Origin of the sequence: Neochlamydia sp. S13 (assembly GCF_000648235.2) — a bacterium.
In the GTDB taxonomy this organism is placed as follows: Bacteria; Chlamydiota; Chlamydiia; order Chlamydiales; family Parachlamydiaceae; genus Neochlamydia.
Genome location: NZ_AP017977.1, coordinates 811,519 through 824,874, shown reverse-complemented (window position 1 = coordinate 824,874; position 13,356 = coordinate 811,519). Strand labels below are relative to the sequence as shown.

Here is a 13,356-nt window from a genome sequence, read left to right as displayed (position 1 = left end):
GGATAGTAGGTATGGAAGAGAGATGCTTCCTACAAGCAGGAAAATTGATTAGGCCATTTTCCTTATCTTCTAAGGTTAGATGTAGAGGGTATTCTTTACCTTTAGAGCGAGCAATAACCGACTTTGGAGCAGATATTGCGTTTGGAAAAGTAGGGGAAAAGATGAAGGAGCATTATGGAATTGAAGCTTCTTCTTCCATGGTTAGATTGATTACCCAAAAGCATGCAAACAAAATAGCTAAGCTAAAAAAAGAAACGTCGAGTCAAGAAGCAATCATTATTAGTGAAACAGATGGGAGTATGGTACCCATTGTGGAGATAGATGAGGTTGACAAACAAGCAAAAAAAGATGCAAGAAAAGCAAGAAAAATATGTTGGAAAGAAGCCAAACTAAGTTTGGCAAGAGGCAAGGACAAAGTCAACCGCTTTTATGCTGGTAGTATTGGAACAGCAGAACAAGCAGGCCAACAGATGCTAGAATGTGCTTTTCTAGCGGGTCTGAAAGAAGGTAGTTATGTGCATGCCATAAGTGATGGAGCGCCGTGGATAGCTGAACAAGTAAAACTAAAGTTTTGCAATCGAAGCGGCCACTTAATTGATTTTTATCATTTATGTGAATATTTATCCGAGGCTGCGATTTGGTGCAATATTTTTGCGCCAAAAAAGTGGTTAGAAGAAAGTAAAGAAAAGTTAAAAGCTGGAAAAAGCCGAGAAGTTTTCAAAGAGATTGAAATTAAGTTCAAGGCGCTAGATCATCCTGAGCAGGAGAATGGCTTAGTAAGATGCTATAGGTATATGGAAAAAAGACTGGATATGATGAATTATAAAAGTGCTTTAGATAAAGGCTTACCGATTGGGTCAGGTGAGATAGAAAGTAGCCTTAAGGCATGTGGTACAAAAGAGGCTGAAGATAGCGGGAGCTTGGTGGAGGGTAGAAAATGCTAATGCGATGTTGAGCTTAAGAATAGGTAGATTAAATGGTTATTGGGAAGCTTACTGGAATTCCTACAAAGCTGCCGCTTAAAAAAGATTGCCAACACTTTTGTTTACACCCTCCTCAGAGCGTTCTGATGAAAATTATTTGACAAAGACCTTGCCTAGCAATCCCCTCAAATGCCCTAGACAGCACCTAACCTGACCAACCTGAGTTAACTGGCAGATACTATTTCTGTCAGTTGTAACTTATCTAACATCTTTTCTTGCGCAAGATGTTTGGCATCTAAGAATGTTTGTAAAGGCGCCTTGCCAAAACAATACTTTCCTGTATGTGTTCTCTCGTTATTATACTCATTCATCCATTTATCCACATCCTCTTGTAATTCTTCAACCTTTTTAAACACTTTCTTCCTAAAAGCTAGGGCATAAAATTCGTTCTGGATGGTCTGATGAAAACTATCGCAGATTCTATTGGTTTGAGGGTGCCTGGCTTTAGTGCGAGAATGGTCAATGTCTTCAATGACCAGATAAAGTTCATACTCATGATGCTCTCTTGCTCCACAGTACTCTGTACCACGATCGGTCAATATTCTTAAGACACGAATATCTTGCTCTTCAAACCAGGGAATGACTTGATCATTTAAGCATATCCGCTGCTACCAACGCATTTTTCCTATCATATAGTTTAACAAAAGCTACCTTAGAATAGGTATCGATCACTGTCTGTTGATAAATGCGTCCCACACCTTTAATAGTGCCTACGTAATAGGTATCCGGGGATAATAAGTAGCCTGGATGTTCAGTTTCAATTTCGCCATGTGCTTCTTTTTCTTCCTTGGCTTTTTCAAGAGCTTTTAGTTGGTCCTCTGTTAATATCATTTCTTCCTAAAGCCATTTTAGCTTCCAATACTTTGAGACGTTTTTGAAAAGTCTTAAAGATTGTATCTTTAGCCAAACAGAGCGCACACCTCCTGGCGAAATGAAAATCCCTTGTTTCTTCACAGCTCGTTGCCTACTCTTAATTGTCCGTAAGCAGGCTTTTGAAGAGCAAAATCAACAACAGCTTTTTCGATAGACTCGCCCACCCTGTTTTTTATACAGAGTTTTTTACGTGCCATATCCTGAAGAGCTGCTTCTCCACCTGTTTCATAAAGCTTTTTGAATCTATAAAAGCTATCTCTATAATATCCCATCATCTTATACGCCTTAAGATACATTTTCTAATGTTTCAGCTAGCTTTAAAACACCAAGTTTATTTTTTATAACTTTTTGATGAGTTACTAAATTTGACGTTTGATACTCCTTATTGGTCTTAGAGCCGCTCGCTTCAACTTCAGCCTTGCCAATTTTAATGAGCGACAAGACTTTAAGTCTCGCGGCTTTTAAATTATGTTTTCTTTATTTTTATTACAAATATCAGATTAAGCCCTATTTATTACATTTTTTTGGGGAGGGCTGCTTTATAGATAATCTTACAAACTTTTTGCCATCCCTAGTTGCACTTCACGCTGTATACTCCTTTGATTAAAGAATAGCTATCTTCCATTCTTTAACCAAAGGCTCTAAATGTTATTTTAAGGATACATATTTAGAAAACTATTTTTCTTTACCAGGCGATTACTCACATTTTTTATGAAATAATATAATATAATCAGCTTCTCTTGCTATACTAGGCGAAACTCCATACTTTGTTATAAGGTCTTCTGAAGTACCGATCTCCCATTTTTCATACTTCCACTGAGCTAGCATTTTGGGTAACTCCTTGGATATCTCTGCAAGAACATTTTCTTGTAAAGCTTTTACTTCTTCTAAACTTTTCTCTTTACTATGTCTAAGCATATTTCCACCCCAAGCTGAGCCACGACTGATAGAAACTTTGGACCAACTAATAGACGGATGCTCCATCTCTTGTTTATCTGCCTTTGAAGTAGATCCTTTAATAGACTTTCGAGAAGAAGAATGGTTTTGAATTACTTCTTCCTCTCCTTTATTTTTTTTCTTCTTGAGCCCTATGATTGTACACATTGTGTTTAGCTGATGGCTATACATACAATCCCTCTTACGCGCTATACTGACTCCTTTATAACACTCCTCAATAATATGGTTATGAAACCATCCACTTAAAGCTACTAGGCTAATTTGTGGTTCATAGAAAGTTCCATGAGCTGAAGAAATGTAAGTTTTTTCCTGAGGGACTGAAGAAATGATTTGCATCATTTCTACATCTTTTCTTAAAATTATGCTATTGCCTAAGGGGATGGAAGAACGCATATCTTGAAGGGTTTTTTCTGTTTTTTTAAACTCTTTATGATGGGTTGAGTTAGATGCTTTTTTTCTATGAAGGGCGCTTATAATATTTTTTATGCTTTCTACTTCTTTTTCTGCGGAAGATAGACATACAGAATATTGTTCACTATCATTAGATGTTTTTAAAATAGTAAAAGCTTCTTTTTCTAACTCTCTAATTTTATGAAGCTGCTTATCAAAAATGCGGTTCAGTTTATCACATGTTTGTTGCTGACAATAGTTGCTATCAAGAATCCCTTCATTATCTATAAACATCTCTAATTGATCGGCTAACTTACTTATTACTGGGGCCTGGATTTGGTTAGAGAATAACACTGTTTCTTTAGCGGAATTTATAGGTAAGGGTGTAATGTTTTTAGTCTTTATCTTTTGGCAATTTTTGGTGCTGCTATTTTTAGCATGTATACTGTTTTTATGGGAGTTTCGCCTCTCATAGCTAGGGTCCTTGCATCTTTGTTGAGCAAAATCTAGAATTGCTACAACTATGTTTCCTAATACAGGAATTAATAAAATGCTACAGCGTTTAAAGCTTTTTTTATTTAAATAACTGTAGTAATAGTGGCTTGATGGATTTTCTATGGGTTTGAAAGTCTGAATAGCCACTTTTTGAAAAATGTCTATTAAACTTGTTACAGTGCTTGCTAAGGGAAGTCGAGTAGCGCGAGGGGATCACACCCTCACGCTCTCACAGTTCCGTACGTGAGCCTCTCAGCTCATACGGCTCCTATTGTCTAGTCGCAGGTATGGCGCCCATTTTCCAGTGAGCAAATAGCTGAGGTTCTCGTTTTGCGATCCCTCCCAACCAATGCATTGCCCTTCTGCTGTGGCCTCTTAACTTCTTGTATTTCCTTTCCGCCCACCTTGCTAATGTACGGTTTGCAACATTGAAAATTTGATAGAGTTCTGATTTGTAATATTTACCATAGTAGTTGATCCAACCTCTTATCATGGGGTTAAACATTCTTGATAAATCTACAATCTTCTTGTCACTGCGCAGATGCATTTTCCAACTTCTCATCGTACTCGTTATTGCTTTCTTTGCTTTATTGCTTACTGCGGGACTAAAGTTGATGAAGAGCTTTCCATACCGATTCTTTGATCTTCTGGCTCTAAAAGTATATCCCAAAAAATCAAATTTCTCGTTTAGGTATCTTTTTCTTCGTTCATCATCTTTGCAATAGACGATTTTTGTCTTTGCAGGATGCAACTCCAGTTTGCATTGAGCTAAGCGTTCTGCAATAGCTTTCTTTATTTCGTTGGCTTGCGCTTCCGTTTGACAGTGAACCACTATATCATCAGCATAACGCTCGAATGGATTACCTGGATAGCATTTCCTCATCCATTCGTCTAAGGCATAATGAAGAAATAGATTGGCTAGTAAAGGGCTGATTACACCCCCTTGTGGAGTCCCTCTATCTCTTTTTATAAGTTTCCCGTCTGCATCTTGCTCTGGCGCTTTTAGCCAGCGTTCTATATACAGAAGAATCCATTGGCTTTCGGTGTGTTTCCTTACGGCTCTCATCACGAGCTCGTGGTCTAAATTATCGAAAAATCCTTTGATATCAAGGTCAATAACATAGTCGTTGCGCCAACATCTCTGTCTAGCGACTCCTACGGCTTCTAACGCTGATTTTCCAGGTCTGTACCCATAAGAATCAGGATGAAAATGTGGGTCAATCTCTGGCTCTAGATACAGCTTAACGACCATCTGTGCGATTCTGTCTGATACTGTGGGTATTCCCAGCTTTCTCAGCTTTCCATCACTTTTTGGTATGGCAACTATCTTTACGGGAGGCGGAAAGTAGCTCCCCGACGATAGGCGATTCCAAAGTTTATACAGATTGTCTTTAAGATTCTTTTCAAATTCTTCTATAGACTCTTCGTCAACACCTGCTGCTCCTTTGTTAGCTTTTACTCTCTTGTATGCTTCCCATACAATGGATTTAGAAATACAATACGACTTTGCTGTATTCATCGATTCCTCCTGTTTCCAGTTGTTCGATTAATCTTAAGCTAAACAATATAGTCCCCTTCGCTCCACCTCCATTACAGAGGTCTCCTCACTACTACGGGCTATTCCGCCCCTGTTCCTTGCATCGGTACTCTGGTTCTTATGGGGCTTCCATTTGAACTTCTCCCTTTTCATCAAGGCGACAGGTTCCCACGTTCCGTATAAGAGCCTGTAGTTAAGTTCACGTCACCTTTATGCCGGATGCCATCTAAGCAGTTAATATTAGGTTTCCCTTAGATTTGTCCTGGGTTAACTAAGACCCCCCAGTTTTGACATCATCCCTATGCTTTCGACACGTCATCAGTGATTCATTTGCATTCGTCTCCTTAACTCTCACCTGATATAGTCTTGCTATACCTTTTCCTTAACGCTCACCACATGGGCTCTTTACCCATGCAGCTTAAGGTGGTTTGTAACCTATGCCTAAGTCATCGGTTACTAGGGGCCTTCCCTAATCTCTTGTACAGCATCTTTGACCCGCCGTTGGCTTGTCAAAGTTCGTGGCGCACCGTAATCTGCATGCCTATCAATAAAAATGTATAGTTTAGCCAAGGTGCTTATTTGCATGTTCCCCCCCTTTATTTAGATATAATAGATTAAACATCTATTATCAAATTTACCTTTTAAAGTCCAGAATAAATCTTAGCATTTAAATCTAAATCCTGATCACCATGAAGTCACTCAGATTAAGCGATAAAGGAAAAAGGCGTTCTTGCGTAAATGATAAGAAACGTATGCGATAAGATTGCTCTTTAACGCTTAAGAGATATAAAATTTAGTTTGCCAAGACAAAAATATAGGCAAGCTATGGAAAAAAAGATTAACCACCGCATACGTAATTGGTCCGAGCATAACAAAGCTTTAGCGCAAAGAGGAAACATAACTTTATGGTTCTCAGAGGAGTCCATTAAAGGATGGAGGGAAAATAAAAGCGCCGGGAAGAAGAGTCGCCTAAGAATTTACTCCGCTAATGCTTTCTTATGCGCATTGATGATTAGGGCTGTTTATCATTTGCCCCTTTGCACTTTGCGAGGATTTCTCTTGTCTCTGATTACTTGCTCGTTTTGAGACTGCCTGTTCCTTATTATACACGCATTTGCAGGCGTGCTAAAAAGCTTGAACCAGAGCTTAAGAAGCTAAGTCATAGGCTTCCCAACCGACATAGTATTTAATTCCTCTGGGATGAAGGTTTATTGTTCTTTCCAATTAAAGGTTTTGGGTGGTTTTCAACCAATATTTTGCGCCATTCAGGCTCAAATTGTTTACAACAAGCCTCTACATCACAAAAAATAGAGATTAATAAATCGATATCTTTTTCAATCATTTTGACCTTCCATGTTTAAAATTTTTTGGTGAAAAACATTTTTAAACCATGTGAAGATCTTTTTTTAACTATTTCCTTATTTGTCAACTTAAATCTTCATGCAATTTCCCTGAATACTCGCCGCTTAAAAATTTAGAGAGTAATTTGAGGAGCTTCTCGATCTTCAAAATTAAGCTTTATGAAGCCTTTCTTGGCGAAGGCACAGCTTTCAAAATCTCTTTTTGCTTTTCAGTGGATTTAATAGCTCTAAGACGGCGCTTATCAGATTTTTCATCTAACTCTTTAGCCAATGTTAGCGCTTTACGCTTTTGAACGCGTTGTTTTTCAATGGCTTTTTCTTCTTCCACTTTTTTCTCTTTCTTAGATTCTTGAGATCGAGATCGATAGGTAAGTTTTTTCTCTTCAGATAGAGTTGCTTTAGCAGCTAATGCATGCTTTGAATTAACAGAAGAGTCAGCTACATGGTGATTAATGAGATGAGCTTGACTATTCACTTTTTTCTGAATGTCAAGCTTAAAGGTTGTTTGAAGGCTTTTAGCTATCCTTTCTAATAAGGAAATATCTTGATGCGACATCTCTTCTACTTGATCTTCTAAATTTTCTTTAGTGATATCGATGGAGATTTCTATCGGTGTCTTATCGGTTTTATCTTGCTTTTTTAAGATAATGCTTGCAATTTCGCTAGGTTTCAATCCTTTACCCACATATTTTACTGTGCCTTCGCGACGTTTACCGACTTTAAGCCAAATCTTACCCTCATTAAGCTTAGTAATTAAAGCTTCTATTCTTTCTATACTGTCGTGCTGATTTAGCTTCACTCTTTTGATCGTATAGTTTTTTTTTCCATTTTCACGTGATATGCTCACTGCCACTTCATATAAACGAAGGGCATTAATGTCGTTAAACAAGTCTTGCGAATTTATTTTCATACCTATACCTTAATTTTTAACCTTAAATTATCATATACATATATTAACTTTCAAATACAACTAATTTATAAATATTATATTAAGATTGTAATGAAGCTCAGTTAGCTAGGGAAAAACTAATTAGAAAGTTAAAGAGAATTGAGCATTTCTTATGCCAAGTTGATGCCTAACTGGCCCAAAACTTTGGCGATGGATCGGGCATACTCCATGCACCTTAAGTGCTTCTAAATGCTTGGCCGTTCCATACCCTTTATGTTGATCGAAACCATAAAGAGGCCATTGTTGATGATACTCAATCATCAGACGGTCGCGAGTTACTTTGGCAATAATAGAGGCAGCTGCAATAGATTGCGATTTAGTATCCCCTTTGATGATCTTTTGAGTAGGAATGCTAGGATGCGGAAGCTTTAAACCATCTACAAGCAAAAAATGAGGCTCTAAGCTTAACTGCGCAACTGCCATAAGCATAGCTGCTATAGTGGCCTGATAAATATTAATTTTATCAATAGTAGGAGAATCAATTACCCCTATTCCATAATGAATATCTTCATGGCGGGTAAGTATATTATACAATTCCGTACGTTTATCGCTGGATAATTGCTTGCTGTCGTTAACTTCGGGAATTAAAAGGCCTACAGGAATGATGCACGCTGCTGCAACTACAGGTCCTGCTAGAGGGCCTCGCCCTGCTTCATCGATACCTGCAATAATCTGATAACCTTGTTGCCGGGCTTCTTCTTCAAATGTAGTGAGGCTAAGCAAGCGCTTAGTTTCACGCTTGCCAATTTTCTTTAACTCTGACATTGAGTCATTTTAGCTTTCGTTAGCAACATTTGCAGCTACAGGCTCTTTTTCAACTGCAGCGCTTTTGCGATTAAAGCCTACGCGACCTTTAACTTTAGAAGCTTTTCCTGAAGTTCCTCTAAGATAGTACAATTTAGCACGACGCACTTGACCTTCTTTTATGACTTCAATTTTTGCTATGCGCGGGCTATGTAAAGGAAATAGACGCTCCATACCTTCTCCATAGGCTACCCGATGTAAAGAGAATGTTTCGGAAAGCCCTGAACCTTTACGGGCAATTACTGTGCCTGTAAACACCTGAATACGCTCTTTCTGACCTTCAATAATACGAGTATGCACACGGATAGTATCGCCAATTCTAAAATTGGGAATATCTTTTTTAAGCTGTTCGTTTTGGATCATTTCGACCAAAGCATGTTTTCTCATTTTTTCTACTCCTCAAGATTTATATTTAACTTTTGCCATAAATCGGGTCGTACACGTTGAGTTTTTTCTAACGATTTTTTACGACGCCATTCGGCGATCTTTTTATGGTCCCCACTTAATAGAATTTCGGGGACTGCTTTACCTTCATAGCTCTCTGGCCGAGTGTAATGAGGGCACTCTAATAATCCATTTTCAAACGAATCTTCGGCGGCCGCACTTTCATGCCCCAGTACACCAGGTACAAACCTAACGAGTGCATCAACAAGAACTATGGCACTTAAGCACCCATTCGTTAATACATAGTCTCCAATGCTAATCTCTTCATCTACCTCATCTAAAATACGCTCATCAATGCCTTCATAATGCCCACATAACAGAATAAGGTGATCTTGTTGAGCTAATTCTCTACATTTATCTGCCTTGAGGAGGGGCCCTTGGGGCGACATATAAATCACTTTAGCGCCAGGCTTTTTAACACTATGGATGGCACTAAGCACAGGTTGGGGCATCATGACCATTCCAGGTCCACCCCCATAAGGTCTGTCATCAACTTTATGATAGCGATTGTCTGCAAAAGTACGTATATCAATGAGATTGATATCTAAAAGGCCCTTTTTCCTGGCCTGCATGATAATGCTTTCATCAAACGGCCCTTTAAAATAGTTGGGAAATAGCGATAAGATATCAATCAGCATTGGTGTAAGTTTTTAAGTGCTCACTTTTTTACGAGCCTTACGTTTAGCAGCATATTTTGCTCGTAATGCTAGTTTCTTATCCACCAAACCACGTACAAGGCTAGGGGCGCTTTTTTTAATTAAAGCTTCTGCAGAATCGGTTAAGACAGCACCTTGGCTGAGCCAATGTTGTGCACGTTCTGCATCTAAAGAAAATTCTTGCTCTACCTGTGTAGCAAACGGATTGTACCAACCGATTGCTTCAACATATTTTCCATCACGTGGCGAGCGGCCATCAGCCACCACCAAACGGTAGAATGGACGATTGTGACGGCCTTGCTGTCGCAATCTAATTTTTAACGCCATAGGGATCCTCCCATCATTTTTTCTAAATTTTTTATATTAGGCATATTCTTAAAGAACTGCTTTGCTTGTTTAAATGATTTAACTAGCTTATTGATATCTTCTATTCCTGTCCCACTTCCTTTTGCTATTCTTTTGCGCCTGGAGACGGAAAGCTCTTCACTTTCTGCTCTTTCCTGAGGAGTCATAGATAATATAATAGCCTCTATTTTAAAGAACTCTTTTTCATCAATTTCTAAAGATTTAAGCGCACTCATGCCGGGCAGCATTCCTAAAAGGCTCTTAAGAGAACCCATTTTTTTTACCGCTTGAATTTGCTTAAGATAATCTTCATAAGTAAACGTAGCTGAACGTATTTTTTGTTCTAAGTTTTTGGCATCTTCTTCACTTATATGCTCTTGAGCTTTCTTTACCAAATTAATGGTATCACCCATACCTAAAATACGATGAGCCATAGACGAGGGATTAAAAACTTGAAGATCATCAGCTTTTTCGCCTATCCCTTCAAATTTTAAAGGTGCGCCTGTCACTTCTCGTATCGATATGGCTGCCCCTCCACGAGCGTTTCCATCCAACATGGTCAAAATTGAACCAGTTATAGCCATACGTTTGTTAAATTCTGCGGCACTGTTAACAGCATCTTGTCCCGTCGTTGCATTGGCAACAAATATAATTTCTGAAGGCTGCAAAACTTTTTTGATTTCTTCTAACTGCAGCATAAGTTCTTCATCAATATGCAGTCGCCCTGCTGTATCTACAATCAAAACATCAAATTCTTCTTTTTTAGCTTTTTCTAATGCATGTCGAGCCACTTTTATAGGATCTTTTTCCTCAGGAAGGTTAAAGACAGGGATTTCAATTTGCTGTCCCAACGTCAATAATTGTTCAATAGCTGCAGGTCTTTGTAAATCACAAGCTGCTAATAAAGGTTTTTTACATAGTCCTTTTTTCTTTAAATAGCGTGCTAATTTAGCAGCATGTGTCGTTTTGCCTGCTCCCTGAAGCCCACATAACATAATAACAGCGGGCTTCCCTTCTAACTTTAGCTCAGCTTCTCCCCCACCCATCAAAGAAACAAGTTCTTCATGAACAATTTTGATAAACTGCTGGCCTGGAGTAACTGCTTTGATAACCTCATCGCCTAAAGCTTTCTCTTTAACCCTTTTAATAAGAGTTTTAGCCACTCCATAGTTAACATCCGCTTCAAGCAGGGCTAAGCGCACTTCACTAACAGCGTCAGAAATGTTTTCTGCGGTAAGTTTTTTTGCACCAGCCAGTTTTGAAACTAAACCTCGCATTTTTTCAGTTAGAGCACCAAGCATGAAAATCCTTAAAAATTTCAGTGGAGACAATACTTGAAAACTTATTCATTTTCAAGGAAAAAGAATCGATCTAAACCAGCCCAATCTTTATCAACTCTATAATTTCTCCATCCAGATTGACTAAATAGTTTACATAGAGAGGGCCCTTGGCTACTTCCCATTTCAAGCCACACTTTTGCTAGAGGAGCAAGACATGCCTTCATTTGCTCACTTAAACGCTGATACATCTCTAAACCAGTAGGTCCCGAAATCAAAGCTAGGCGGGGTTCGAAATCCCGCACTTCATGGTCTAACCCTGCAAACTCATACTCGGCAATATAAGGAGGATTACATACTAGATAATCTACCTTTTTGCCCTCAAAAGGTTTTAATAAATCGCCCTGTAAAAAATGCACTTCTACCTGATTTTCTTTTGCATTTTTTTTAGCAAGCTCAAGTGCTTGAGGAGAAATATCAGACAAAGTAACTTCTAAAAGAGGAAACTTTTTCTTCAATGAAACTCCTATACATCCAGATCCACAACATACATCCCATAAATGCAGGCCGCACACTTCAACCTGTTCGAGTTGTTTAACAATCTTATCAACGAGAATTTCTGTTTCTTGCCGAGGAATAAGGACATCTTTATTAACAGATATCTGGCATCCATAAAAATCCATTTTTCCATGGATGTAGCCAAGAGGTTCTCCTTTAGCCCTGCGAGCTAGGCGCTCTCGGCAAATTTTTAATTCCTGCTCTTCTAAAGGACGATCAAACTGCTGGTAAAGTTGTATACGAGAGAGTTGTAAAGCATCACATAATAGATATTCAGCTTGAAGTTTAGGATTTTTGATTCCTTTTTGTGCTAAATATCCAGTTGATAAATCTAATATATCTTGAACGGTATTCAACCTTTACTCTTTATCTATTGTATTAGGGGCAGAGCTTTAAAAAAAATGCCTATTAGAGATAAAAAAAACCGCATCGCACCCCCTGCATGAAAGCTTAAGAATTTTTTACATCCTTTCTGCCTGATAGTCTCATTCTTTATCTTATTTGCTCTTCAAGTTTAGCATACATGAAAAAAACTTGTTCACTGACAGTAATAATTAAAGAGCCAGCAAAAAATAAATGCAGGGATTAAGCTCTCTCAACTTCCAAACATTTCTTTATAATAGTGAGCTACTAATGCAGAGGTTATATCTTCCATATCCCCTTCCATAATTTTATCCAAATTGTATTTGGTAAGATTGATACGATGATCTGTTAAGCGATTTTGTGAAAAATTATAGGTACGAATACGTTCTGAGCGATCCCCACTGCCTACTTGAGCTGCACGGTTTGAAGCTAACTCTTGAGCTTTTTTCTGTTGCTCTATCTCAGTAATTTTAGCTTTAAGTAAACGCAATGCTTTTTCTTTATTTTTATGCTGGCTGCGTTCTTCCTGACAATAAACGACAAGACCTGTGGGCATATGAGTTAATCGCACTGCACTATCCGTGGTATTTACGTGCTGCCCTCCTGCTCCTGAAGATCTATAGGTATCCACGCGTAAATCTTTTTCATCAATTTGTACATCTGAGTCTTCATCGGGTTCTAAAAGTACAGCTACAGTGATAGCAGAAGTATGAACTCTACCCTGCGCTTCAGTGGCAGGCACCCGCTGAACACGATGAGTTCCCCCTTCATAGCGCAAATTCCGATAGACGTTTGGACCGGATAGAACCATGACGTATTCTTTAAAGCCACCCATATCAGAAGGGGTGCAAGATAATAATTCATAATTCCATTGTTTATTGTCAGCATACATTTTATACATACGAACGCAGTCTCCCACAAATAAAGCAGCCTCATCACCTCCTGTGCCCGCTCGTAACTCTAGGATGGTAGGACGATTATCATTAGGATCAGGAGGTACAAGAAGTGTTTCCAAATGTTTTTGCAACTCAGGAAGCTTGCTTTCAAGTAGATGAATGTCTTCCTGTAAAACATGAGAAAATTCAGGATCGCTCTCAGCTTTTAGAAGTTCTTTATTGTCGGAAAGTTCTTGTTCAGCTTTTTTAAGATCATCCCAGGTAACTTTGATCTCAGCTAAGTAAGAATGCTCCCGCGTCAGTTCTTTATATTTTTTTTGATCATTAAAGATCTCAGGATGGCCTAAGATAGCTTCAACTTCAGCTAAGCGGAGGAGGAGCTGTTGGACTTTTTTTTCAATCATGATGAGGGAGATAAGTCTACAAAGCTTTCCTCTAACAAAGTTGTGGAGGAAAGCTTTATAAGGT

13 protein-coding genes and 2 pseudogenes are annotated in these 13,356 nt (G+C 38.6%); 2 read left to right on the top strand and 13 right to left on the bottom strand.

Annotated features, from left to right (window positions below):
* The first annotated feature begins 11 nt into the window (after positions 1-11).
* On the top strand, positions 12-944 hold the full coding sequence (locus TY21_RS03170; RefSeq protein WP_130589505.1) for a hypothetical protein: 933 nt from the start codon (positions 12-14) through the stop codon (positions 942-944).
* A 203-nt stretch (positions 945-1,147) separates the two neighbouring features.
* On the opposite strand, the pseudogene TY21_RS03165 reads toward TY21_RS03170, so the two are convergent.
* The 4 genes and pseudogenes from TY21_RS03165 to TY21_RS11620 all read right to left on the bottom strand — a co-directional run bounded on the left by TY21_RS03165 (position 1,148) and on the right by TY21_RS11620 (position 5,820).
* Positions 1,148-2,198: pseudogene (locus TY21_RS03165) on the bottom strand (IS481 family transposase).
* Between the two features lie 354 nt (positions 2,199-2,552).
* Positions 2,553-3,497, bottom strand: coding sequence for a hypothetical protein (locus tag TY21_RS03160; protein ID WP_130589504.1), 945 nt, complete (start codon positions 3,495-3,497; stop codon positions 2,553-2,555).
* A 469-nt stretch (positions 3,498-3,966) separates the two neighbouring features.
* Positions 3,967-5,217 (bottom strand): group II intron reverse transcriptase/maturase, encoded by a 1,251-nt coding sequence (gene ltrA, locus TY21_RS03155; protein ID WP_174232785.1) that lies wholly within the window; start codon positions 5,215-5,217, stop codon positions 3,967-3,969.
* A gap of 474 nt (positions 5,218-5,691) precedes the next feature.
* Positions 5,692-5,820: a hypothetical protein gene (locus tag TY21_RS11620; RefSeq protein ID WP_255501514.1), complete on the bottom strand. Its 129-nt coding sequence runs from the start codon at positions 5,818-5,820 to the stop codon at positions 5,692-5,694.
* A 240-nt stretch (positions 5,821-6,060) separates the two neighbouring features.
* On the opposite strand from TY21_RS11620, the gene TY21_RS11805 reads away from it, so the two are divergent.
* Positions 6,061-6,321 carry a transposase gene (locus TY21_RS11805; protein WP_052354606.1) on the top strand — a complete coding sequence of 87 codons (261 nt, stop codon included), beginning with the start codon at positions 6,061-6,063 and terminating at the stop codon, positions 6,319-6,321.
* Between the two features lie 100 nt (positions 6,322-6,421).
* Here the strand turns inward: TY21_RS11805 and TY21_RS10950 are convergent, their stop codons facing one another.
* The 9 genes and pseudogenes from TY21_RS10950 to prfA form a co-directional block, all read right to left on the bottom strand.
* Positions 6,422-6,577, bottom strand: coding sequence for a hypothetical protein (locus TY21_RS10950; protein WP_158623010.1), 156 nt, complete (start codon positions 6,575-6,577; stop codon positions 6,422-6,424).
* A gap of 176 nt (positions 6,578-6,753) precedes the next feature.
* Positions 6,754-7,506, bottom strand: a complete 753-nt coding sequence (locus TY21_RS03145) for a hypothetical protein (protein WP_042242918.1) — start codon at positions 7,504-7,506, stop codon at positions 6,754-6,756.
* A gap of 120 nt (positions 7,507-7,626) precedes the next feature.
* Entirely contained in the window at positions 7,627-8,310 is a 684-nt protein-coding gene (locus tag TY21_RS03140) for a ribonuclease HII (protein WP_042242916.1), read from the bottom strand.
* Positions 8,311-8,319: 9 nt separating this feature from the next.
* Positions 8,320-8,736: a 50S ribosomal protein L19 gene (gene rplS, locus TY21_RS03135; RefSeq protein WP_039385073.1), complete on the bottom strand. Its 417-nt coding sequence runs from the start codon at positions 8,734-8,736 to the stop codon at positions 8,320-8,322.
* Between the two features lie 35 nt (positions 8,737-8,771).
* Positions 8,772-9,431: pseudogene (gene trmD, locus TY21_RS03130) on the bottom strand (tRNA (guanosine(37)-N1)-methyltransferase TrmD); the annotation flags it as partial.
* 12 nt (positions 9,432-9,443) lie between these two features.
* Entirely contained in the window at positions 9,444-9,776 is a 333-nt protein-coding gene (rpsP, locus tag TY21_RS03125; protein WP_042242912.1) for a 30S ribosomal protein S16, read from the bottom strand.
* Positions 9,767-11,095, bottom strand: a complete 1,329-nt coding sequence (gene ffh / locus TY21_RS03120) for a signal recognition particle protein (protein WP_042242910.1) — start codon at positions 11,093-11,095, stop codon at positions 9,767-9,769. Before ffh ends, rpsP begins: the two co-directional genes overlap by 10 nt.
* A gap of 41 nt (positions 11,096-11,136) precedes the next feature.
* Positions 11,137-11,985, bottom strand: a complete 849-nt coding sequence (gene prmC / locus TY21_RS03115; protein WP_042242906.1) for a peptide chain release factor N(5)-glutamine methyltransferase — start codon at positions 11,983-11,985, stop codon at positions 11,137-11,139.
* 239 nt (positions 11,986-12,224) lie between these two features.
* The gene (gene prfA, locus TY21_RS03110) at positions 12,225-13,289 is read right to left on the bottom strand and encodes a peptide chain release factor 1 (protein WP_042242921.1); all 1,065 of its coding nucleotides are present in this window, start codon (positions 13,287-13,289) and stop codon (positions 12,225-12,227) included.
* Between the last annotated feature and the right edge of the window lie 67 nt (positions 13,290-13,356).